This is a genomic window from Streptomyces sp. NPDC006197 (genome assembly GCF_040613865.1).
Taxonomy (GTDB): domain Bacteria; phylum Actinomycetota; class Actinomycetes; order Streptomycetales; family Streptomycetaceae; genus Streptomyces.
This window is the reverse complement of the sequence record NZ_JBEXSZ010000047.1, coordinates 1-20,904: the sequence shown is the minus strand read 5'-3', so window position 1 is coordinate 20,904 and position 20,904 is coordinate 1. Positions and strand designations below refer to the sequence as shown.

Annotated in this window: 21 protein-coding genes; 10 read left to right on the top strand and 11 right to left on the bottom strand. The window is 71.5% G+C overall.

Annotation, left to right across the window (positions count from 1 at the left end; translation table 11 throughout):
* Nucleotides 1-99: 99 nt before the first annotated feature.
* On the top strand, nt 100-1,404 hold the full coding sequence (locus ABZ318_RS17075; protein WP_356903263.1) for an NAD(P)-binding domain-containing protein: 1,305 nt from the start codon (nt 100-102) through the stop codon (nt 1,402-1,404).
* 73 nt (nt 1,405-1,477) lie between these two features.
* Here ABZ318_RS17075 and ABZ318_RS17070 read toward each other — a convergent pair whose 3' ends face one another.
* The 7 genes from ABZ318_RS17070 to ABZ318_RS17040 all read right to left on the bottom strand — a co-directional run bounded on the left by ABZ318_RS17070 (nt 1,478) and on the right by ABZ318_RS17040 (nt 7,915).
* Nucleotides 1,478-2,581 (bottom strand): tryptophan dimethylallyltransferase family protein, encoded by a 1,104-nt coding sequence (locus ABZ318_RS17070; RefSeq protein ID WP_356903262.1) that lies wholly within the window; start codon nt 2,579-2,581, stop codon nt 1,478-1,480.
* 237 nt (nt 2,582-2,818) lie between these two features.
* Entirely contained in the window at nt 2,819-4,180 is a 1,362-nt protein-coding gene (locus ABZ318_RS17065; RefSeq protein WP_356903261.1) for a cytochrome P450, read from the bottom strand.
* A 5-nt stretch (nt 4,181-4,185) separates the two neighbouring features.
* A complete protein-coding gene (locus ABZ318_RS17060) occupies nt 4,186-4,788 on the bottom strand; it encodes an ATP/GTP-binding protein (RefSeq protein ID WP_356903260.1) in 603 nt (200 codons plus the stop codon).
* Nucleotides 4,763-5,140 carry a DUF742 domain-containing protein gene (locus tag ABZ318_RS17055; RefSeq protein WP_356903259.1) on the bottom strand — a complete coding sequence of 126 codons (378 nt, stop codon included), beginning with the start codon at nt 5,138-5,140 and terminating at the stop codon, nt 4,763-4,765. Before ABZ318_RS17055 ends, ABZ318_RS17060 begins: the two co-directional genes overlap by 26 nt.
* On the bottom strand, nt 5,137-5,538 hold the full coding sequence (locus ABZ318_RS17050) for a roadblock/LC7 domain-containing protein (protein WP_356903258.1): 402 nt from the start codon (nt 5,536-5,538) through the stop codon (nt 5,137-5,139). The genes ABZ318_RS17055 and ABZ318_RS17050 overlap by 4 nt, the downstream gene beginning before the upstream one ends.
* Nucleotides 5,535-6,701 (bottom strand): ATP-binding protein, encoded by a 1,167-nt coding sequence (locus ABZ318_RS17045; protein ID WP_356903257.1) that lies wholly within the window; start codon nt 6,699-6,701, stop codon nt 5,535-5,537. The genes ABZ318_RS17050 and ABZ318_RS17045 overlap by 4 nt, the downstream gene beginning before the upstream one ends.
* Before the next feature lie 515 nt (nt 6,702-7,216).
* A complete protein-coding gene (locus ABZ318_RS17040) occupies nt 7,217-7,915 on the bottom strand; it encodes a substrate-binding domain-containing protein (RefSeq protein WP_356903256.1) in 699 nt (232 codons plus the stop codon).
* 75 nt (nt 7,916-7,990) lie between these two features.
* Here ABZ318_RS17040 and ABZ318_RS17035 point away from each other — a divergent pair, with 75 nt between their 5' ends.
* The 8 genes from ABZ318_RS17035 to ABZ318_RS17000 all read left to right on the top strand — a co-directional run bounded on the left by ABZ318_RS17035 (nt 7,991) and on the right by ABZ318_RS17000 (nt 16,135).
* Nucleotides 7,991-8,758 (top strand): IclR family transcriptional regulator, encoded by a 768-nt coding sequence (locus ABZ318_RS17035; protein ID WP_356903255.1) that lies wholly within the window; start codon nt 7,991-7,993, stop codon nt 8,756-8,758.
* 111 nt (nt 8,759-8,869) lie between these two features.
* On the top strand, nt 8,870-10,081 hold the full coding sequence (locus ABZ318_RS17030; RefSeq protein WP_356903254.1) for a 4-hydroxybenzoate 3-monooxygenase: 1,212 nt from the start codon (nt 8,870-8,872) through the stop codon (nt 10,079-10,081).
* A gap of 51 nt (nt 10,082-10,132) precedes the next feature.
* The gene (locus ABZ318_RS17025; protein ID WP_356903253.1) at nt 10,133-11,158 is read left to right on the top strand and encodes an amidohydrolase family protein; all 1,026 of its coding nucleotides are present in this window, start codon (nt 10,133-10,135) and stop codon (nt 11,156-11,158) included.
* A 24-nt stretch (nt 11,159-11,182) separates the two neighbouring features.
* Nucleotides 11,183-11,872 carry a 4-carboxy-4-hydroxy-2-oxoadipate aldolase/oxaloacetate decarboxylase gene (ligK, locus tag ABZ318_RS17020; RefSeq protein WP_356903252.1) on the top strand — a complete coding sequence of 230 codons (690 nt, stop codon included), beginning with the start codon at nt 11,183-11,185 and terminating at the stop codon, nt 11,870-11,872.
* Between the two features lie 9 nt (nt 11,873-11,881).
* A complete protein-coding gene (locus tag ABZ318_RS17015; protein ID WP_356903251.1) occupies nt 11,882-12,802 on the top strand; it encodes an amidohydrolase family protein in 921 nt (306 codons plus the stop codon).
* 24 nt (nt 12,803-12,826) lie between these two features.
* Nucleotides 12,827-14,134, top strand: a complete 1,308-nt coding sequence (gene ligA / locus ABZ318_RS17010; RefSeq protein ID WP_356903250.1) for a protocatechuate 4,5-dioxygenase subunit alpha — start codon at nt 12,827-12,829, stop codon at nt 14,132-14,134.
* Nucleotide 14,135: 1 nt separating this feature from the next.
* Complete coding sequence (locus tag ABZ318_RS17005) at nt 14,136-15,110, top strand: Gfo/Idh/MocA family oxidoreductase (RefSeq protein WP_356903249.1); 975 nt, start codon at nt 14,136-14,138, stop codon at nt 15,108-15,110.
* On the top strand, nt 15,107-16,135 hold the full coding sequence (locus ABZ318_RS17000; RefSeq protein ID WP_356903248.1) for an aldo/keto reductase: 1,029 nt from the start codon (nt 15,107-15,109) through the stop codon (nt 16,133-16,135). The genes ABZ318_RS17005 and ABZ318_RS17000 overlap by 4 nt, the downstream gene beginning before the upstream one ends.
* 226 nt (nt 16,136-16,361) lie before the next feature.
* Here ABZ318_RS17000 and ABZ318_RS16995 read toward each other — a convergent pair whose 3' ends face one another.
* The 4 genes from ABZ318_RS16995 to ABZ318_RS16980 all read right to left on the bottom strand — a co-directional run bounded on the left by ABZ318_RS16995 (nt 16,362) and on the right by ABZ318_RS16980 (nt 20,248).
* On the bottom strand, nt 16,362-16,820 hold the full coding sequence (locus tag ABZ318_RS16995; RefSeq protein ID WP_356903247.1) for a MaoC family dehydratase: 459 nt from the start codon (nt 16,818-16,820) through the stop codon (nt 16,362-16,364).
* Nucleotides 16,821-16,888: 68 nt separating this feature from the next.
* Nucleotides 16,889-18,436 (bottom strand): long-chain fatty acid--CoA ligase, encoded by a 1,548-nt coding sequence (locus ABZ318_RS16990; RefSeq protein WP_356903246.1) that lies wholly within the window; start codon nt 18,434-18,436, stop codon nt 16,889-16,891.
* A 10-nt stretch (nt 18,437-18,446) separates the two neighbouring features.
* The gene (locus ABZ318_RS16985; RefSeq protein ID WP_356903286.1) at nt 18,447-19,334 is read right to left on the bottom strand and encodes an amidohydrolase family protein; all 888 of its coding nucleotides are present in this window, start codon (nt 19,332-19,334) and stop codon (nt 18,447-18,449) included.
* A 2-nt stretch (nt 19,335-19,336) separates the two neighbouring features.
* Nucleotides 19,337-20,248 (bottom strand): SDR family NAD(P)-dependent oxidoreductase, encoded by a 912-nt coding sequence (locus tag ABZ318_RS16980; protein ID WP_356903245.1) that lies wholly within the window; start codon nt 20,246-20,248, stop codon nt 19,337-19,339.
* A 195-nt stretch (nt 20,249-20,443) separates the two neighbouring features.
* Between ABZ318_RS16980 and ABZ318_RS16975 the strand changes: the two genes are divergently transcribed.
* A complete protein-coding gene (locus ABZ318_RS16975; RefSeq protein WP_356903244.1) occupies nt 20,444-20,857 on the top strand; it encodes a MarR family transcriptional regulator in 414 nt (137 codons plus the stop codon).
* Nucleotides 20,858-20,904: the final 47 nt, after the last annotated feature.

The window sequence follows — 20,904 nt, the reverse complement described above, 5'->3', positions numbered from 1 at the left end:
GTGTGACGGGTTCCTAGGGGTGTTGCGGGTGTGAGGTGTGGGGCGGATGGGCAGTGAATGATCGTTCGAATGGAGAGTGTGTGTTCTATGGGGGAAACCTTGAGTGTGTGCGTGATCGGTGCGGGGCTGTCGGGGCTGGCGGCCGCACACGCTCTGGCGGTCAAGGGGATCGACTTCGTCTGTCTCGAGCGGGCGGTCGACGTCGGCGGGATCTGGCGGCAGCCGGCGGCCGGTGAGCCGGGACCCGGGTACAAGTCGCTGCATCTGAACACCGCGAAGCAGCTCACGGGGTACACCGAGTTCCCGATGCCCGACGCGTACCCCCTCTATCCGCGGCACAGCGAGGTCGCGGCCTATCTGCGGTCCTTCGCCGAATGGGCGGGGGTCCTGGACCGCATCGAGTTCGGCGTCGAGGTCGTGTCGGTGCGGCAGGAGGGTGACGACGCGTCGTGGACGGTCGTCAGCCGGGGAGCGGACGGGGCGCTGGAGTCGCGGCGGTTCGCCCATGTCGTCGTCGCCTCGGGGCACAACACGGTGCCGACGCTGCCGAAGCCCGCGCCGCCCGGTTCGGACGGCTTCGCCGGCAGGATCCTGCATTCCGTCGACTACCAGGACGGATCCGACTTCGCCGGGCAGCGCGTCGTCGTCGTGGGCCTCGGGGCGTCGGCGGTGGACATCGCCGCGGACCTCTCCCGGCATGCCGCGCGCACCGTGCTCTCGGTGCGCCGGGGACTGCACATCGTCCCCAAGCAGCTCTACGGCATGTCGGTCGACGAGATGGCCGAGGTGCCGTGGTTCACCTCCATGTCCCTGCCCGAGCAGGTCGCCTTCGCCGAGAACGCCCTGCGGATCGCGCGGGGCAGACTGTCCGACTACGGCCTGCCCGAGCCGGACCACCCGCTCTTCTCCTCCCCGGTGACCATCTCGGACGAGATCCTCAGCCGCATACGCCACGGCGCGGTGGTCCCCAGGCCGGGGATCGACCACCTCGACGGCAGGCGGGTGGTCTTCACCGACGGGACCTCCGAGGAGGCCGACGCGGTCGTCTACTGCACCGGTTACCGGATGGACTTCCCGTTCCTGCCCGAGGGGTGTCCGGCCGGGCCGGGCGGGTCGGTCGAGCTGTACCGGCGGGTCGTCGCTCCCGGCCGGCCCGGTCTGTACTTCGTCGGCCTGGTCCGGCCGATGGGCGCGATCACGCGGCTCGTGGAGGGCCAGACGCACTGGGTCGCGCGCATCATCGGCGGCGAGGTCGTCCTGCCGGACGCGCAGGCGATGCGCGAGGAGATCGACGCGTACCTGAGCGGCATCGCAGAGCGTTACGGCACGGCGGAGGGCGGCTCCTCCATCCAGGTCGACGTCGGTCCCTACCTGCGGGAGATGCGAGGACTCCAGAACGCCTGAGGGCCCGGCCGGGCCCTCAGACGACGGGGCTCCCGGTGGAGATTCCGCCGGGAGCCCCGTCGTCGAGGTGCGGCTAGACCCCCACCGCCGCGCGGTGCCGGAGCTTCGCCGGCGGCCTGACGGCGTAGGCCTCCGACGAGAGGTACGCGGTCACCCGGGGCGGGTGGCCCTGCTGGTGGGCGAGCGCGAGGTAGGCGATGAGGCCCACTCCGTCCTTCGGCCGCCGCGCGGTGAGGGCGGACAGCGACCGGACCAGCGGGGCGGGGTCCATGCCGTGGCTCCGCAGGACGTCCACCGCCCGGTCGAGGACCTCCCCGTCGTGGCGGGCATAGTCGCGAACCGGGATGTGGAGGGTGAAGCCGCTGGGGCGGCCGGTCTCCGTCTCGGTGAAGGAGTGGCAGGACAGGCCGGGCCGCCGGTCGAGGTCGTCGGTGGCGGCGGTGGCCCGGAAGAACTCCTGGATCTCCTCCGGCCCCGGGCCGGAGCCCGTACGGGACAGGCCGCCCGCCCCGATGGCCGAGAGGTCGAGGTGCCGGGTGTAGACCTTCACCCGCGGCGTCTCCCAGTCGCCCAGGTCCAGGGCGAGGAAGGGGTGGCCGTCGGCCTTCGGCAGCGCCCGGTACGCCGATGTGTGGCCGAGGCGGCGCAAGGCCTTCCGTACGGTCTTGGCGGAACGTTTCGCCCCAGACGCGGCAGGGTTCAGGTACACCTTGACCTTGGGCACCCCACCGGGCACCAGCTCCAGCGCGATCCACAGCGCCAGCGGGCCCTTCGGCTGGGCCGGGAAGAAGAGGTCCTCGATCTCGTCGAGCCGCTCGGTGGAGAAGTCCCAGCGCCGGGCCATCGCGCGGACGGCCTCCAGACCGATCCGGCCGTTCTCCGCCCGGGTGTCCGCGCCGCAGCCCGGTTCCACCAGCACCCGCAGTGCCGGGGCCCTGCCGGGGCTGAAGGAGAGCGAGTACTCCACGGGGGTGTGGTCGTCCGAGAGGAAGGTCCGCGTCGGGGGCGGCAGGGCCAGCGACCGCTCGGCGGCCGGACCCAGCGCCTCGACCAGGGTGTGCGCGTACGCCTCCGTGTCGGCCGGGGACAGTCCCGCGACGTCACAGAGGCCCACCAACTGGGCCCGGGTGAAGGCGCCGAGCGTGCCGGTCCGCGGATCCGGGGGGATGTCAGACATCAGACCGGTCACCGGCATCCCGCCAGAAATCGGGGTACGCATGAAGATACCCGCCGACGAGGGCGGGTATCCCGGTGCGCACCGACACGGGGCGGTGGCTCTGCCATAGCGGTGTCGGTGGATATGTGGTCCACGACAACTCCTCTACCTCATACGCAACATTGGTACCGCGGCGATCACTACCCTCGCGGACGCATGGTCATGCAGAGATATGGAGACCTATGGAGGATTCGTGGATCAGTTGGTGAGCCAGGACAGGAACTGGCTCCAGCGGCCCTTCCGTTCGCTCTTGCCCTCCCCTCCGGCCTGGTCGCCGGACCGCGCGCCCGAGGCGGTGGCGGCCGTGCCGGGCCGCGTGTCGCCGCGCTTCGACGACGGGACGGGGGTGAACCTGGCGGGCAGCGTGGCCAGGGCCCGGTTGAAGGGACCGGGACGCCAGATCAGACTGTCCGCCGGTACGGCGAGTTCGACGTCCGGCAGCCGGTTGAACAGGTGCTCGAGGGCCGTGACGGTGATGTGCCGGGCCGGCTCCTTGGACGGGCAGCCGTGCAGGCCCGCGCTCCACGCCAGGTGGGACCGGTTGCTGCCGCTCGTCCGGTCCGCCGTCAGGGCGAGGCCCGAGTTGGCGGCGGCGAAGCTCACCAGCATCAGGTCCCCGGCCTGCACCTTCTCGCCCGCGAACTCCATGTCCCTGGCCGGGTAGTGGGGCGCGTAGTTCGACATCGGCGGGTTGTCCCACAGCGTGTCGTCGAGCGCCTCCCCGATCAGACCGCCGCCGTCGGCGTAGCGGTCGTCGGTGAGCAGCCGGTGCAGGGTGTTGCCGAGGAGGTTGCGCAGCGGTTCGGCGCCCGCGCCGAGGAGCAGGGCGAGCTGGTGGACCATCTCCTCGTCGCTCAGCTTGGCGTGGTGCTGCATCAGCCAGGAAGTGACGTCGTCGCCCGGCCGGCTGCGCTTGAGCGTGACCAGCTCCTGCACGGCCCCGTACAGTACCGCGGTCGCCTTCTCGGCGTTCACGCCGTCGAACATCCCCGTGATGCCGAAGAGCACCCGGTCGCCGATGCCGGCCGGGCAGCCGAAGAGTTCGTTGAAGACGAACAGCGGGAGCTGCTTGGCGTAGTCGCCGAGCAGGTCGGCCGAGCCGCGGGAGTCGAACTGGGAGATCAGGTAGTCCGAGATCCGCTCGGTGTTCCGGGCCAGCCGTTGCGAGTCGATCCGGGCCATGCTGTCGGTGATCGCCTGGCGCAACCGCAGGTGCTCGCCGCCGTCGCTGAACATGCAGTTCTGCCGGTAGGCCAGGAGGGGCACGACGGGGCTGTCCCGCGGGACCCGGCCCTCGTTGAAGTCCCGCCACAGGCGCGCGTCCTTGCGGAAGGACGCGGAGTCCTGCAGCAGCTGGAGCGCCGTCGCGTAGTCGGTGACGAGGGTGGCCTCCACCCCGGGAGCGAGCTCCACGGGTGCGGTGGGCCCGTAGTGGCGCATGTACGCGTAGTACGCCTGCGGGTCCGCGGCGAACTCCGGCCCGTGCAGCGGGATCCGGGCGCCCGAGCCGTGGGCGGGGCAGCCGGGCGGGGGCGCCGGGGCGGGGGTCTGGGGGTCCATGTCGGCTACTGCTCCTGTCGGGCGCGGTCCAGCAAGAAGCGGACCAGGGTGGTCAGTGCGCCGGCGGACGACTTCTCGTCGCGCGCGTCGCAGGTGACGACGGGGGTGTCGTCGAGCAGGTCCAGCGCCTCGCGCAGCGCCGCCTCGTCCCGCAGGGGCGAGCCGTCGAAGTGGTTGACGGCGATCGCGTACTCCAGCCCGTACTGCTCGATCAGGTCGATGACTCCGAAGGAGTCGGCGAGCCGCTCGGGGTCGACGAGGACCAGCGCGCCGAGGGCCCCGCGCGCGAGGTCCTCCCACATCTGCACGAACCGCTGCTGGCCGGGGGTGCCGAACAGGTACAGCACGATGCGGTCGCTGATGGTCAGCCGGCCGAAGTCCATGGCCACCGTGGTGGTGGTCTTGCTCCGGACGCCCTTGAGGTCGTCGACGTGCTCGGCGGCCCGCGTCATCCGCTCCTCGGTGGTCAGCGGCTCGATCTCGGAGATCGAGCCGATGAACGTGGTCTTGCCCACCGCGAAGTGCCCGACGACGAGGATCTTCACCGGGATCTGCGAAGCGCCGTCGCGTACGTAGTGCTCCTTACCCAAACTTGGCGCGGAGACCATTCAGCACCTCCTCCAGGATCTCCCGGTCGGCGAGGGCCGCCCGGCGCACCGGCGAGCGCGTGACGAGGTAGCCGCCCTCGGCCAGGGCGGCGAGGAGGATCTTCACCACGCCGAGCGGCAGCCGGGTGTGGCCGGCGATCTCGGCGACCGACAGGTAGCCGGCGGAGCAGATGTCGAGCAGCCGCTGCTCCTCGGGGGAGAGCCGGGTGGGCCGCTGGCCCTCCTCCGGCGCCACCGTCACCAGCGTGATCAGGGAGAGCTGCTCCTCGTCGGGCAGGCCCCGTCCCTTGGTGATGACGTACGGCCGGACCAGCTCGGCGGCCGCCGGCTCCCACTCCTCGCGTCCCGTCATGAGTGCGTGCCGAGGTTCTCGCGCGGCGGCGTCATGAGCACCTTGCCGAGCTGGCCCACGAGCTGCTGCATCCGGAAGGTGATGTCCGCCATGTCGACGTCCGGGGAGGCGGAGACGCCGAGGTAGGCGCCCTCACCGGCGGAGATCAGGAAGACCCAGCCGCCGTCGAACTCGACCAGTGTCTGTCTCCACTGCGCGCGCGGGTCCTCGCAGAAGAAGCCGAGGGAGCGGCTCAGCGACTGCACACCGCTCATCGCGGCCGCGACGCGGTCCGCGTTGTCCTTGTCGTAGTCCTGCGACCTGGCCATCAACAGGCCGTCGGCGGATATCAGGACCGCGTGCAGCGCCCCGGGAATCTCCAGGGCGCTGTCGAGCATCCATGACAGATCGTCGTTCACGAGACCTCATGTCCTTCGCTGCTTGCACGAGATGTGCCGCTCGCGCGGTCCGTCGCGTCCGGGAAGGAGGCCCGGCCGGACTGTGTGCCTCGCTGGAAGGCACCCATGATCGCCGCCGCTTCGGCGTCGGAGCGGCTCGGAGCCTGTGCGGGCGTACTGCTGGGCACGATGGCCATCGGCCGCTTGCGGCGCCGCTTCGGCAGGCCGTCGGCGGTCGAAGACGTCGCGACCACGGCTTCGGGCCCGCCCGGGTGCGGTACGCCGGGAGTGGTCACGGGCGGTGCCGCGGGCTTCTGCACCGGCACGCTGGTGAGCAGCTCGTGCGGCAGCAGGACGACCGCGCGGACGCCGCCGTAGGGGGAAGAGGAGTCCACGGACACCTCGAAGCCGAAGCGCTCGGCCAGCACGCCGATCACCGCGAAGCCGAACTGCGGCGGGTTGCCGAGTCCGGAGACGCCGGTGACGCGGTCGCTGGAGAGCAGCCGCTCGGCGCGGGCCCGCTCCTCGTCGCTCATGCCGACGCCCGCGTCGTCGACGACGATGCAGACGCCCTTGGGCACGGTGCGGGTGTTGATCTCGACGACGGTGTCCGGGCTGGAGTAGCTGGTGGCGTTGTCGAGGAGCTCGGCGAGCGCCAGCGCCACCGGTTCGACGACCCGGCTGGTGAGGCCGAAGTCGACGCGCGAGAGGATCTCCACGCGGCGGAAGTGCCGGATCCTGCCCTGGGCGCTGCGGACCACGTCGTACACGGACGCCACGTCGCGGTGGCGGCCGAGCCAGCCGTCGCAGAGGACGGCGATGGACTGCGCGCGCCGGCCGAACTGCGAGTTGGTGTGGTCGATCTCGAGCAGGTCCTGGAGCATGGCGGACTCGCCGTACTTGCTCTGCAGCCGCGAGACGACCAACTGCTGTTCGGCGGCGAGGCCCTGGAGCGTCCGCATCGCGGACTTCAGGACGGTCTTCGTCGCTTCCTCGGCCTGTTCCTGCGCCGCCTCGACGGACTGCGTGTAGTGGTTCTCCAGGTCGGAGTAGTGGCTCCGGAGCCCGTCGATCTGCTGCTTCAAAGCCTGGGCCGCCTTGCGCTGGCGGACGATGACGGCGATGGCGGCAAGAACGAGGACCAACAGAGCCCAGAGCATCGGGTTCTGTATGTATTCCGTCATAAGACTCTCTTCAGGCGACCGACGGCCAGTTGCTGAATTCGCGTCATGCGGTGCACCGGCGAACCGCCCGCATCGGGACGCCTGCGCGGAACACTCCTGAAGTCGGAGGTGTCGTTCCGCGCTCATCCGCCCGCCCCGCTTGCGCCGAGATCGTATCACTGTGCGATTAAGTGACTGCTCGTCAGTAGACAGGCTGACCAGACAAGTCGGACGGTACGGGACGGGTCCCCGACCCGTGGAGCCGCACCGGCCGGCCAGATGCCCGGCAACGGAGGGCGTCACCCCAGGCCACGGGCACGGCCGGACCCCTCCGACGGCATCCGGCCATGTTCTGGACGCGGTCGTCGGCGACACCCGCACCGACGCCGGCCGGGCGAAGGTGTCGATCGATCGAACGTTCGATGCCACCTGCCCGGACGGGGGACTGACGCTGGGTCACACCCGCACCCGGCACCACCCCGCTGCACTCCCCACCCCGAGCCGATGACCGGGCACAGCATCAAGGTCCGGCTGGATTACTGGTCCCCGGGTGCCCGCATGCCCCTGGCGCGGGCTGTTCTTGATGCCGTGTCGGAGCCGAGGAGGTCGAGGACTTCGCGGGCGAGGCCCGGTCGGCTGGAGGCGGTCAGCACACCCCCGCTGAACGTCGAGCTGATGGCCGTGTCACCTGGCAGCGGGCCGATGACGACGACGCCCGGCAGGTCCATCAGCTCGCTGTGCTGTTGAAAGGCGAGGTCGGCTCGGCCGGATGCCAACAGGCTGCCTGCGGGCACCCCCGGTGGCGCTTGGACGAGCCGGTCGCAGAGCGTGTCGGCGAGATCCAGCCGGGTGATCAGATCGACGAGGGCAGTGCCGCTGGGGCCGGTGGAGTAGGCGACCCCCTTCGCGGAGGTCAGCGCGGCTCGCAGGTCGGATTCCGAGCCGAGAGCCGGGACGGGTGCTCCTTCCGCCACGGCGGCGACGACCTGCGAGATCCACAGCGGTCGCGTCGTGCCCTCGAGGACGTGCCCTTCCTTCTCCAGCTCGGCCAGCGCACCGTCGGCGAGGACGAGCAGGTCGGCCTCGGCGCCTTCGCGCACGCGCCGCGCGATCTCGACCCCGCCGGCGGAATCGAAACGTACGGGGAGCCCGTGAGCGAGCCGGATGTGTTCGGACAGCTCGGCCAGTACGGGCCGCGTCGCCATCGAAGACAGCCCGGAGATGTCTCGGTCCACGTCGCCTCCTCGGTGTCCGGCAGATGGTACGGCGCGCGGCCGCCTGCCTCAACGCCGGTCTGGGAGACTGGCGACGTGAGCACAACCCGGAGCACGGCGGCTGGAAAGGTCCTGGAGGTCCTCTCGGCCTTCGACCGCGAGCACCCGTCGCAGACGTTGTCGGAGATCGCTCAGCGCACGGGTCTGGCCCTGAGCACCACGCACCGGGTGGTGGCCGAGCTGGCGGCCTGGGGCGTGCTGGAGCGGGCCGAGGACGGGTCGTGGCACGTGGGGCTGCGGCTCTGGGAGATCGCCTCGGGCTGCCCGCGCACCCAGATCCTGCGCGATGTGGCGCTGCCGTTCATGCAGGACCTGTACGAGGTCACGCACGAGAACATCCAGCTCGCGGTGCGGGAGGGCACGGAGCTCGTGTTCGTCGAGCGGATCGCCGGGCACCGCTCGGTGGAACTGCTGACCATGGTCGGGACCCGTTTCCCGATCGCCTCCACGGGGATGGGGCGGGTGCTCCTCGCGCACGCGCCGCAGGAGATCCAGGAGGAGGTCCTGCACGCGCCGCTGCGGTCATGGACCCCGCACACGGTCGTCGATCCGAAGGTGCTGCGGGCGCAGTTGGACCGGATCCGCCGCGAGCACGTGCTCGTCAGCGACCGGCAGCTGTCGGAGAGCACGGTCGCGGTGGCCGCGCCCGTGCGGATCGGGCGGGCCGGGCCGGTGAGCGCCGCTCTGGGGGTGGTGATCACGGCGCAGGGCGCGGGCCGTGCGCGCCGGCTGCGGGAGCCGCTGATGCGGGCCGCGCACGGGATCTCCGACGAGCTCGGCCGGCGTACCCGCACGACCTCCTGAGGTTCCGGACCGGCACGGGCTTCCGCCTGACGGAAACGGCAGCGACCCGGCGTCGGACCGGGTGTCAACGTTCGGGGTGTTCGGAACGTCCGCAGTCGCTCAGGAGTTGCCATGGCCGATGCCCCCGTCGACACCGTCGTCTCGGTCCCCGTAGCCGTCGTCGGCGCCGGTCCCGCCGGCCTGATGCTGGCGCACCGGCTCGGGCGCGCGGGGGTCGGGACGATCGTGCTCGACACCCGTACCCGGCACGAGATCGAGACGACGCAGCGTGCCGGGATCCTGGAGGCCGACGTGGCCCGGGACCTGGTCGAGACCGGTGTCTCCGACCGGATCCTGCGGGACGGCCACGAGCACGAGGGCATCGAGCTCCGGTTCGGCGGCCGGGCGCACCGGATCCACTTCAAGGCCCTGGTGGGCGAGTCGGTGTGGCTCTACCCGCAGACCGACGTGTTCATCGACCTGGCCGACGCGCGGGAGCGCGACGGCGGCACGGTCCACTTCGGTGTCAGGGACACCGAGGTCCTCGACATCGCCACCGACGCCCCGCGGGTCCGCTACACCGCGGCCGACGGGTCCCGGCACGAGATCCGGGCGCGGTACGTCGTCGGCGCGGACGGCTCGCGGAGCATGTGCCGCGACCTGGTGCCGGAGGACCGGCGGGTGCGGTACGGCAAGGAGTACCCCTTCGCGTGGTTCGGCATCCTCGCCGAGGCGCCGATGAGTGCGCCCGAGCTGGTCTACGCCCATTCGGAGCACGGCTTCGCGCTGATCAGCCGGCGCACCGAGGCCGTGCAGCGGATGTACTTCCAGTGCGCGCCCGACGAGTCCGTGGACGACTGGTCGGACGACCGCGTCTGGGAGACCCTCCAGGCGCGGGTGGCCGGTGAGGACGGCTTCCGGCTGAAGGAGGGGCCCGTCGTCGAGAAGACGGTGCTGCGGTTCCGGTCCTTCGTGCAGGAGCCGATGCGCTGGGGCTCGATGGTGCTCGCCGGCGACGCCGCGCACACCGTGCCGCCGACCGGTGCCCGCGGGCTCAACCTGGCGCTGCACGACGTGAAGGTCCTCGCCGGCGTACTGCTGCGGGCCCTCGGCCGCGAGGGCGGGACCGCGCTGGACGAGTACCAGCCCCAGGCCCTCCAGCGGGTGTGGCGGGCGCAGAACTTCTCGTACTGGATGACCCGGCTGCTCCACACCGCGCCCGGCGCCTCGGCCTTCGACCTGCGGCGCCAACTCGGCGAGCTCGACAACGTGGTGGGCACGCGCGCCGGACGGACGTACCTCTCGGAGCAGTACACCGGCTGGCCCGTCAGCGCCCAGGGCTGACCGCGTCCCCGGCCCGGCCGGCTCCCGCCCCGACACCCCAGGAGACCTCCCATGATCATCGACTGTCACGGTCACTTCACCACCGCGCCGCCGCAGCTGGCCGAGTGGCGCGACCGGCAGGTCGCGGCCGTCGGCTCCCCCGCGGACGCGCCCGACCCCGACGACCTCGTCATCACCGACGACGACCTGCGCCGGGCCGTCGAGGGCAACCAGCTGCGGCTGATGGACGAGCGCGGCAGCGACCTGACGGTCTTCTCGCCGCGGGCCAGCTTCATGGCCCACCACATCGGCGACTTCGCCGTGTCCTCGGCGTGGGCGCGGATCTGCAACGACCTGGTCCACCGGGTCAGCACGCTCCACCCCGACCGGTTCGCGATGGGCGCGATGCTGCCGCAGTCCCCCGGCGTCGACCCCGCCAGCTGCCTGCCCGAGCTGCGCCGCGCGGTCGAGGAGCTCGGCGCGGTGACGGTCAACCTCAACCCGGACCCGTCGGGCGGCCGGTGGACGGCGCCGCCGCTGACGGACCGGAGCTGGTACCCGCTCTACGAGGCGATGGTCGCGTACGACGTCCCCGCGATGATCCACGTCTCCACGTCCTGCAACCCGGCCTTCCACACCACCGGCGCGCACTACCTGAACGCCGACACCACGGCCTTCATGCAGCTCGTCCAGGGCGACCTGTTCGCCGACTTCCCGACGCTGAAGTTCGTGATCCCGCACGGCGGCGGCGCCGTGCCGTACCACTGGGGCCGGTTCCGCGGCCTGGCGACGGCGCTCGGCAAGCCGGACCCGGAGGCGCTGCTCGACAACGTCTTCTTCGACACCTGCGTCTACCACCAGCCCGGCATCGATCTGCTGACCCGGGTGATCCCCAGCCGGTCCGTCCTCTTCGCCAGCGAGATGATCGGCGCGGTCCGCGACGTCGACCCGCGCACCGGCCACCACTTCGACGACACGAAGCGGTACGTCGACGCCACCCCGCACCTGTCGGACGAGGAGCGCTCCGCCGTCTACTCCGGCAACGCCCTGCGCGTCTACCCCCGACTCGCCGCCCGCCTCGCCGCGGCCGGCCGCTGACCCCGCCTCCCAGGAGAAGTACGCATGGAACACACCGAGATCGGCGTCGTCCACACCAGGGTCGACCGGGCCGACCCCGAGGCCGTCGCCGAGCTGTCGAAGTACGGCGTCGCGACGATCCACGAGGCCATGGGCCGGGTCGGACTGATGCGCCCCTACCTGCGCCCGGTCTATCCGAAGGCCCGGATGTGCGGCACCGCCGTCACCGTGCTCCTCCAGCCCGGCGACAACTGGATGCTGCACGTCGCCGCCGAACAGGTCCAGGACGGCGACATCGTCGTCGCGGCCTGCACGACCGAGAGCGAGGACGGCTTCTTCGGCGAACTGCTCGCCACCTCCTTCCGCGCCCGGGGCTGCGCCGGCCTGGTCATCGACGGCGGTGTCCGCGACGTCACCGACCTGGAGCGGATGGACTTCCCCGTCTTCTCCCGCGCGGTCAACGCCAAGGGCACGGTGAAGGCCACCCTCGGCTCGGTCAACGTGCCCGTCGTCTGCGGCAACGCCCTGGTCCGCCCCGGTGACGTCGTCGCCGCCGACGCCGACGGCGTCGTCGTGGTGCCCCGCGAGCGGGCCGCCGAGGTGGCCGCCGCCTCGGGCGCCCGCGAGGCCAACGAGGAGGGCAAGCGCGCGCAGTTCCGCGCGGGGAAGCTCGGCCTGGACCTGTACGGCATGCGCGGCCCGCTGGCCGAACTCGGCCTGCGCTACGAGGACTGAGGACGACTCATGACCACGAGTTTCGAGAAGACGCCCGGCTGGCTGGACTGGTACGCCGATCCGAGCCGGCCGCGGTTCCGGCTCCCCGAGGGTGCCGTCGACGCGCACTGCCACGTCTTCGGCCCGGGCGCCGAGTTCCCGTACGCGCCCGAGCGCAAGTACACGCCGTGCGACGCGTCCAAGGACCAGCTGTTCGCGCTCCGCGACCACCTCGGCTTCGCCCGGAACGTCGTGGTGCAGGCGACCTGCCACGGCGCCGACAACACCGCCCTGGTCGACGCCCTGCGGGCCTCCGGCGGCCTGGCCAGGGGCGTGGCGACGCTGCGGCCCGACGTCACGGACGCCGAGGTGCGGGAGCTGCACGAGGCGGGCGTGCGCGGGGTGCGGTTCAACTTCGTCAAGCGGCTGGTGGACGCGGCACCGGAGCAGGACCTCCTGGACATCGTGGAGAAGATCGCGCCGTACGGCTGGCACGTCGTCGTCTACTTCGAGGCGGCCGACCTCGCCGACCTACGGGACTTCTTCCTGTCGATCCCGGTGCCGCTGGTGATCGACCACATGGGCCGGCCGGACACCGCGAAGGACCCGGACGGGCCCGAGTTCGAAGCGTTCCTGGACTTCCTGCGGGCCCGGCCGGACATCTGGTGCAAGGTGACCTGCCCGGAGCGACTGACGGTGGACGGCCCGCCGGCCCTCGACGGTGAGCAGGAGGCGTACCGCGACGTCGTCCCCTTCGCCCGGCGCGTGGTCGGGGAGTTCCCCGAGCGGGTGCTGTGGGGCACGGACTGGCCGCACCCCAACCTCACCGACCACATGCCCGACGACGGTCTCCTCGTCGACTTCGTCCCGCACATCGCGCCGACGCCGGAGCTCCGGCACAAGCTGCTCGTCGCCAACCCGATGCGCCTGTACTGGCCCGAAGCCGACTGACCGCACCACGATTGGAGTTCCGGCATGTCGCTGGACAAGACCTACAAGCTGGTGCCGGGGACGACCGTCTTCGACGCCGAACAGTCGGCCAAGGGGTACCACCTCAACCAGTTCTGCATGTCGCTGATGACGGCCGAGAACCGCGCGGCCTACCTCGCCGACGAGCGGGCCTACCTGGACGCGTGGCCGCTGCGCGAGGAGCAGAAGCAGGCGCTGCTCGACCGCGACCTCAACGCGGCGATGCGCGAGGGCGGCAACATCTACTTCCTCGCCAAGTGGGGTGCGACGCTGGGACTGTCGTTCCAGCAGATGGCGGGTTCGATGACCGGAATGACCGAGGAGGGGTACCGCGCGATGATGGTCGGCGGCGGGCGCTCGGTCGAGGGCAACCGCATCGACCACGCCGTCCTCGAAGCCGCCCATGCCCTTGCTGCTCCCGCCGAGCACGCCGGGATCACCGGTGCCGTCTTCACCTCGCACGTGCCGGCGATCGGTGCGGCGATGGACCACGGCAAGACCGACGAGCCCTACTGGCAGCCGGTCTTCGAGGGGTACGAGTACTCCAGGCGGTGGGAGGCGGCGAACGTCCCCGACGTGATCTTCCTGGTCTACAACGACCACGCCAGCGCCTTCGACCAGTCGCTGATCCCGACGTTCGTGCTCGGTACCGGCGCCTTCTTCCCCACCGCCGACGAGGGGTACGGCCCCCGCCCCGTCCCCGGCATCGAGGGCGACCCGGAGCTGGCCGCGCACATCGCGCACTGCCTCGTCCGGGACGACTTCGACCTCACCCTCGCCAACGAGATGCCCGTCGACCACGGCCTGACCGTCCCGCTCTCGCTGATGTTCGGCGACGTCGAGAAGTGGCCGTGCAAGGTCATCCCCTTCCACGTCAACGTGGTGCAGTACCCGGTGCCCTCGGGCGCCCGCTGCTTCAAGCTCGGCCAGGCGCTGCGCCGGGCCGTCGAGTCGTACGACCGGCCGCTCAAGGTCCAGGTGTGGGGCACCGGCGGCATGAGCCACCAGCTCCAGGGACCGCGCGCCGGCCTCATCAACCGCGAGTGGGACAACGCCTTCCTGGACCGGCTGATCGCCGACCCGGCCGGGCTGGCCGAGGTGCCGCACCTGGAGTACGTCGAGGAGGCCGGCTCGGAAGGCATCGAGCTGGTCATGTGGCTGATCGCCCGCGGCGCGATGAGCGACGTGGACGGCACCGGCGACGTCGAGGTCAGGCACCGCTTCTACCACGTGCCCGCGTCCAACACGGCCGTCGGCCACCTGATCCTGGAGAACCACCCCCGGGCCGCCGCGCCCGCCGAAGGAGAGAACTGACATGACCGACGACCGAACCCTGCGGATCGCCCTGGCCGGCGGCGGCGCCTTCGGCGCCAAGCACGCGGCCGCACTCCGCCGCATCGAGGGCGTCGAGGTGGCCGCCGTCGTGAGCAGCAGCCTGGAGCGAGCCCGGAAGTTCGCCGCCGAGCAGGACGTCGCACGGGCCGCCGCGTCCCTGGACGAGGTCCTGGCCATGGACGACGTCGACGCCGTCGTCCTCGCCACCCCGACGCAGCTGCACGCCGCGCAGACCCTGGCCTGCCTCGACGCGGGCAAGCACGTGCAGACCGAGATCCCGCTCGCCGACTCCCTCGCCGACGCCGAGGCGTGCCAGGCGGCCCAGGAGCGCACCGGTCTGGTCGCGATGGTGGGGCACACCCGCCGCTTCAACCCGAGCCACCAGTGGGTGCGGCGCCGGATCGACGCGGGCGAGTTCGACATCCAGCAGATGGACGTGCAGACGTACTTCTTCCGCCGGAAGAACCTCAACGCGCTCGGCGAGCCGCGCTCGTGGACGGATCACCTGCTGTGGCACCACGCGGCACACACCGTCGACCTGTTCGCGTACCAGACCGGCTCGCCGATCGTGCAGGCCAACGCGGTCCAGGGCCCGATCCACCCCGAGCTGGGCATCGCGATGGACATGTCGATCCAGCTGCGCGCGGCCAGCGGCGCGATCTGCACGCTGTCGCTGTCGTTCAACAACGACGGGCCGCTGGGTACGTTCTTCCGCTACATCGGCGACAGCGGGACCTACATCGCCCGGTACGACGACCTGTTCACGGGCAAGGACGAGCCGATCGACGTGAGCGGTGTGGACGTGTCGATGAACGGCATCGAGCTCCAGGACCGCGAGTTCGTCGCCGCGATCCGCGAAGGCCGCGAGCCGAACTCGTCCATCGCCCAGGTCCTTCCCTGCTACCGGACGCTGGCGGCGCTGGAACAGCAGCTCACCGCCGCCGCGGGCTCGTGACCGCGCCGACGCGTGCCGGCGCGGGGTGGGCCCCGCGCCGGATCGGGCCCTTCGAGGTCCCTGCGGTCGGCCTGGGCTGCATGAACCTGAGCCACGCCTACGGCGTCGCGCCGACGCCGGAGGCCGCCGAGCGGCTGCTGCTGACGGCGCTGGAGGAGGGCGTGACGCTCTTCGACACCGCCGCGCTGTACGGCTTCGGCGCCAACGAGGAGCTGCTCGGCCGGGTGCTCGCCGGCCACCGCGACCGGATCGTGCTGGCCAGCAAGTGCGGCATGACCGGGGTCGACGGCCGTCGTGTCATCGACGGGCGTCCGGAGACGATCCGGCGCACCGTCGACGAGGCGCTGGCCCGGCTCCGTACCGACGTGATCGACCTCTACTACCTGCACCGGCTCGACCGGGCTGTGCCGGTGGAGGAGAGCGTCGGGGCGCTGGCCGGGCTCGTCGAGGCGGGCAAGGTGCGGGCGCTGGGCCTGTCCGAGGTGTCCGCCGCGACCCTGCGGCGGGCCCACGCCGTGCACCCGGTCGCCGCGCTGCAGAACGAGTACAGCCTGTGGACGCGCAACCCCGAGCGGGGGACCCTTGAGGCGGCCCGTGAACTCGGCGTCGCCCTCGTGGCGTTCAGCCCCCTGGCCCGGGGGTTTCTCACCGACACGCCCCCGGACTTCGGCGCCCTTCCCACGGGTGACATCCGCCGGGGCATGCCCCGCTTCGGCGAACGCCACTATCCGGGCAACCTGGTGCTGCGGGGCGAGCTGGAGAAGATCGCCGGGCGTGCCGGCCTCACCCTGCCCCAGCTGGCCCTGGCCTGGGTCCTCTCCCGTGGTTCCCACGTCGTGGCCATTCCGGGGACCCGGTCGGTGCCACACCTGCGGGAGAACCTGTCCGTCCTCGACCTCGACGTGCCCGGCGAGGCCCTCGACGCGGCCGGACGGGTGCTGAGCGGCACGACCGTCCACGGGGCCCGCTACAACGAGGCCACGCTCGCCGAGATCGACACCGAGCGCTGCGGGCGAGCAGGCTGAAGGCGGGGCGGGGAGCGGGGCCGACGCAGGGTTGGTCCCGCTCCCCGACCCGCCTTCGTACGGGGAGACAACACGGCTCTGGAAGACGACTCCTCACCAAAGCAGTGAGTACTGAAGCGCACGTGGGGTGGTCGCCTACCGCTCCAGCTCACCGGGCGGACGAACTGCTGGTGTGTGGCGCTGGATGCGGCAGGTGACGGTGTCTCGCCCCACGGGACGGGGCGGGTCAGGCGTAATGGCGGTAGACGGCCTGGGCGACGCAGGCCGGCTTGTCGCTGCCGTCGACCTCGACGGTGAACGTCAGCGGCATCTGGACACCGTTGCCCTTGACCGCCTCCACCGTGCCGACGGCACCGTGGAGGCGGATCTTCGCGCCGACGGGGACGGGGCTGGGGAACCGGACCTTGTCCAGGCCGTAGTTGACGCTCATCTTGGTGCCGGTGATGCTGAGCAGCTCTCCGAAGAGCGGAATGACGAGGGAGAGGGTCAGGTAGCCGTGGGCGATGGGGCTGCCGAAGGGGCCGTCCTTGGCCTTCTCCGGGTCGGTGTGGATCCACTGGTGGTCGTCGGTGGCGTCGGCGAAGGTGTTCACCCGGTCCTGGGTGATCTCGAGCCATTCGGTGTGGCCGAGGTCGGCTCCGCTGAGGGACGTGAGTCCGTCGAGGCCGTGGGCGGTGGTGGTCATGGAGGTTCCTCTCGGTGGCAGAGGCGACGTGTCAGCGCGGCCTCTGAGAGCGTGCTGCTCGACGTGGGTCACGGGTGGGGGCGCTCGGCGGGACCTGTCGCGTAGGTGTCGCGTACGGCGGTTTTGATGATCTTTCCGGAGGCCGTGCGGGGCAGCGCTTCGGTCACGACGAGGGATTTGGGGATCTTGTACTTGGCGAGCCGACCCCGAAGGTGGCCGAGGAGGTCGTCATCCTCGGCGCGGACGCCGGGTTCGAGGACGACGACGGCGCGGCCGACCTCGCCCCAGACCGGGTCCGGCACGCCGATGACCGCGCATTCGGCGACGGCGGGGTGGGAGAGGAGCGCGTCCTCCACCTCCGCCGGGTAGACGTTCTCGCCGCCCGAGACGAACATGTCCTTGACCCGGTCGACGATGTAGGCGTAGCCCTCGGCGTCGGTTCGCGCCACGTCACCCGTGCGCAGCCAGTGGCCGTCGGCGAAGGCGGCCTCCGTGTCCTCGGGCCGTCCCCAGTAGCCGTTCATGACGTTGGGGCCGTGGACGAGGATCTCGCCGCGCTCGCCGGGTTCGGCCTCGCTGCCGTCCGGCAGAACCACGCGGGTGTCGGTGAAGAAGTGGGGCACGCCGGCGGAGCCCGCCTTGGCCGAGGTCTGCTCCCGGTCCAGGAAGAGGACGCCCGGGGACGCCTCGGTCATGCCGTAGCCCTGGCTGAAGGCCAGGCCGCGGTCGAGGTACGCGGCGATGGTGCGGGCGGGCACGGGGGCGCCGCCGCAGTTGAGGGAGCGGAGGCTGGACAGGTCGGCGGTCGCCCAGCGGGGCCGGGCGGCCATGGCGTCGTACATGGTGGGGACGCCGAACATGTACGTCACACCCAGGCGCTCTATCAGTTCCAGGACTCGCTCGGCGTCGAAGGCGCCGAGCAGGACCACCCGGCCGCCCTTCAACAGGGTCGGCAGGCAGGTCATGTTGAGGCCGGCGGTGTGGAACAGCGGTGCGGCGACGAGGGTCACCTCGTCGCCGGACAGGTCGATGTCGACGAGGACGTTGACGCTGTTCCAGGTGATGTTGGCGTGGGAGAGGACGGCGCCCTTGGGGCGGCCCGTCGTCCCGGAGGTGTACATGATCATGCACGGGTCCTCGGGCGCCACGGCCTCGTCCAGCGGTCCGGTCCCGGCGCCGGCGAGCAGTTTCTCGTAGCCGAGGGCGCCGTCTCCGTCGGGGCCGGCCAGCGCGATCCGGTGCCGTGCGCCCGCCTCGGCCGCCGCGGCACGGGCCGCCCCGTCCTGCTCGGGCCCGTGGACGAGGACGGTGCTGCCCGAGTCGGTCAGGTTGTAGGCCAGCTCCGGGGCGGCGAGCCGGGTGTTGAGGGGGACGAAGACCGCTCCCAGGGTCCCGGCGGCGAACAGCGTCTCCAGGAACGCCGGGTGGTTGGGTCCGAGGTACGCGATCCGGTCCCCCCGCGCCACGCCCAGCGCGCGCAGCGCGTGGGCGAGGCGCAGGACGCGTCCGTGCAGCTCGCGGTAGGTCAGGGTGCGGTCCTCGTGGACGACGGCCACCCGGTCGGGGGTCTTGCGGGCCCGGCGCGCCGGCCAGGAACCGATGCCTTGGTTCAACACGGCGTCTCCTTCAGTCCGTGGTCAGACCGAGCAGGCGGGCGGCGTTCTCCTTGAGGATCTTCGGCCGGACCTCGGGCTTGACGTCGAGCTTCTCGAAGTCTGCGAGCCAGCGGTCGGGGGTGATGACGGGGTAGTCGGAGCCGAAGAGCACCTTGTCCTTGAGCAGGGTGTTGGCGTATCGGACGAGCTGCGGAGGGAAGTACTGCGGGGACCAGCCGGACAGGTCGATGTAGACGTGCGGCTTGTGGGTGGCGACGGCCAGGGCCTCGTCCTGCCAGGGGAAGGACGGGTGGGCCAGGATGATCCGCAGCTGGGGGAAGTTGACGGCCACGTCGTCGACCAGCATCGGGTCGGAGTACTTCAGCCGGATGCCGCCGCCGCCCGGGACGCCGGCGCCGATGCCGGTCTGGCCGGTGTGGAAGAGCGCGGGCACGCCGAGCTCCTCGATGGCCTCGTACAGGGGGTAGGCGAGCGGGTCGTTCGGCGAGAACGCCTGGATGCTGGGGTGGAACTTGAAGCCGCGGACGCCGTGTTCCTCGACCAGGCGCCGGGCCTCCCGTGCGCCCGCGCGTCCCTTGTGCGGGTCGATGCTCGCGAAGGGGATGAGCGCGTCGGCGTGGGCGGCGCAGCTCTCGGCGATCTCCTCGTTGGAGATCCGCGGATGGCCGGTGGCGTGTTCGGCGTCGACGGTGAACACGACGGCTGCCATGCGGCGCTCGCGGTAGTGGTCGGCCATCTCGTCGATGGTCGGCTGCCGGTGGCCGTGGGCCTTGAAGTACTCCTCGGAGGCGCCGAACAGCTCCGGGCTCAGCGCCCCGTGGCCGTCCTTGGAGATCTCGGCGTGCGTGTGCACGTCGATGGCGGTGAGCCGGTCGAGGTCGAGCGCGAGGTCGCCCATGGTCACGCCCCCGGGGCCTGCGGCGCGGGGATGCCGTAGGTCTCGGGCTCGGCGCCGACGCCGTCCGCCCACTCGGCGGCGATGGCGTCGGCACTCCAGCCGCCGTCGGCGAAGGCGACCGCCTTCTCCTTCGGGTGCGCCCACAGGGCCAGTCGGTCACCGCCGATGCCGATCGCCTGCCCGGTCACTCCGTCGGAGTCGTCCGAGGCCAGGAAGGTGATCAGAGAGGCGACGTCCTCGACGGTGCCGAGGCCCTCGTCCTTGCGCAGCCGGTCCGGCAGCGGCTCGCCGGTGCGCTCGGACTCCTCGATGGCCGGGGCGAAGGCCGGGATGGTCTTGGTCATCTCGGTGGCGGCGACCGGGACGACGGCGTTGACGGTGATGCCGGCGCGGCCCAGTTCCATGGCCCAGGTGCGGGCCATGGCGACGATGCCCGCCTTGGCGGCGGCGTAGTTGGTCTGGCCGAAGTTGCCGCGCTGGCCGGCCGGGGAGGAGATGAGGATCAGCCGGCCGCCGGCGCCCTGCTCGCGCATGCGGACGGCGGCGGCGCGGGCGCAGGTGAAGGTGCCGCGCAGGTGGACGCGGACCACGTCGTCGAAGTCCTCGTCGGTCATCTTCCACAGCACGCGGTCGCGCAGGATGCCGGCGTTGGTGACGAGCACGTCCAGGCGCCCGAACTCCCGTACCGCCGCGTCCACCAGCTCCTGCGCCGCCGCGTCGTCGCCCACCGCCGCGACGACACCGGTCGCCCTGCCGCCCTCGGACGTGATGGAGGCGACGGCGGCGTCGACGACGGCCTGGTCGACGTCGTTGACGACGACGGCGGCGCCGGCCACGGCGAGGGCCTGGGCGTAAGCCAGTCCGAGACCGCGTCCGCTGCCGGTGACGACCGCGACCTTGCCCTGAAGATCCATGAGAGGTGCCTCTCGTAGAGGGGGAAAGAGGGATGCCGAAAGCGCCGGCGCAAGCCGGGATCGACAGGAATCCTGATGAACGCCAGTCTGTGCATCAACAGGATTCCTGTCAATGTTTTAGGGTGAGAGGCGCCGCCGCCCCGACGGCGGCGACACGACCCGCCCCGCGCGGACGATCACCACAGGAGGACGAACGTGAGCACCTCACTGCTCTACCTGCTCAAGAGGACGGAGCTGGCGGTGCGGGCCCGCCTGGAGGAGCTGCTCAAGCCTGCCGGGATCACGGCGTTGCAGTACACCGCCCTGACGGTGCTGGAGCGGCACGACGGCATCTCCGCCGCACAGCTCGCCCGCGACTCCTTCGTCACCGCCCAGTCGATGGCCGACATGGTCCGCGCACTGGAGGGCCGCGGCCTGATCCGCCGCGAGCCCAACCCGGCCAACCGCCGCGAACGCCTCATCCTGCTCGCCGCCCCGGGGCGACGCCTGCTCGCCGAGTACGCCGAGCCGGCCCGCGCACTGGAGGAGCGCATGGTGGCCGACCTGACGACCGAGGAGATCGGCGTGCTCCGGGAGGCCCTGGTCAGCGCGTGGCGATCCCTGTCCTAGCCGGGGCGCGGCGGCTGCTCCGCGGCCCGCGCGGACATCGCGCGGGC

What these genes read in the sequence shown, in the direction of transcription:
- ABZ318_RS16985 (WP_356903286.1), bottom strand. Translation starts at nt 19,334, where the DNA reads ATGGGCGACCTCGCGCTCGACCTCGACCGGCTCACCGCCATCGACGTG.
- ABZ318_RS17055 (WP_356903259.1), bottom strand. Translation starts at nt 5,140, where the DNA reads ATGACGGGACGCGAGGAGTGGGAGCCGGCGGCCGCCGAGCTGGTCCGG.
- ABZ318_RS17060 (WP_356903260.1), bottom strand. Translation starts at nt 4,788, where the DNA reads ATGGTCTCCGCGCCAAGTTTGGGTAAGGAGCACTACGTACGCGACGGC.
- ABZ318_RS17070 (WP_356903262.1), bottom strand. Translation starts at nt 2,581, where the DNA reads ATGTCTGACATCCCCCCGGATCCGCGGACCGGCACGCTCGGCGCCTTC.
- ABZ318_RS17005 (WP_356903249.1), top strand. Translation starts at nt 14,136, where the DNA reads ATGACCGACGACCGAACCCTGCGGATCGCCCTGGCCGGCGGCGGCGCC.
- ligA (WP_356903250.1), top strand. Translation starts at nt 12,827, where the DNA reads ATGTCGCTGGACAAGACCTACAAGCTGGTGCCGGGGACGACCGTCTTC.
- ABZ318_RS17065 (WP_356903261.1), bottom strand. Translation starts at nt 4,180, where the DNA reads ATGGACCCCCAGACCCCCGCCCCGGCGCCCCCGCCCGGCTGCCCCGCC.
- ABZ318_RS17025 (WP_356903253.1), top strand. Translation starts at nt 10,133, where the DNA reads ATGATCATCGACTGTCACGGTCACTTCACCACCGCGCCGCCGCAGCTG.
- ABZ318_RS16995 (WP_356903247.1), bottom strand. Translation starts at nt 16,820, where the DNA reads ATGACCACCACCGCCCACGGCCTCGACGGACTCACGTCCCTCAGCGGA.
- ABZ318_RS17030 (WP_356903254.1), top strand. Translation starts at nt 8,870, where the DNA reads ATGGCCGATGCCCCCGTCGACACCGTCGTCTCGGTCCCCGTAGCCGTC.
- ABZ318_RS17015 (WP_356903251.1), top strand. Translation starts at nt 11,882, where the DNA reads ATGACCACGAGTTTCGAGAAGACGCCCGGCTGGCTGGACTGGTACGCC.
- ABZ318_RS17045 (WP_356903257.1), bottom strand. Translation starts at nt 6,701, where the DNA reads ATGACGGAATACATACAGAACCCGATGCTCTGGGCTCTGTTGGTCCTC.
- ABZ318_RS16980 (WP_356903245.1), bottom strand. Translation starts at nt 20,248, where the DNA reads ATGGATCTTCAGGGCAAGGTCGCGGTCGTCACCGGCAGCGGACGCGGT.
- ligK (WP_356903252.1), top strand. Translation starts at nt 11,183, where the DNA reads ATGGAACACACCGAGATCGGCGTCGTCCACACCAGGGTCGACCGGGCC.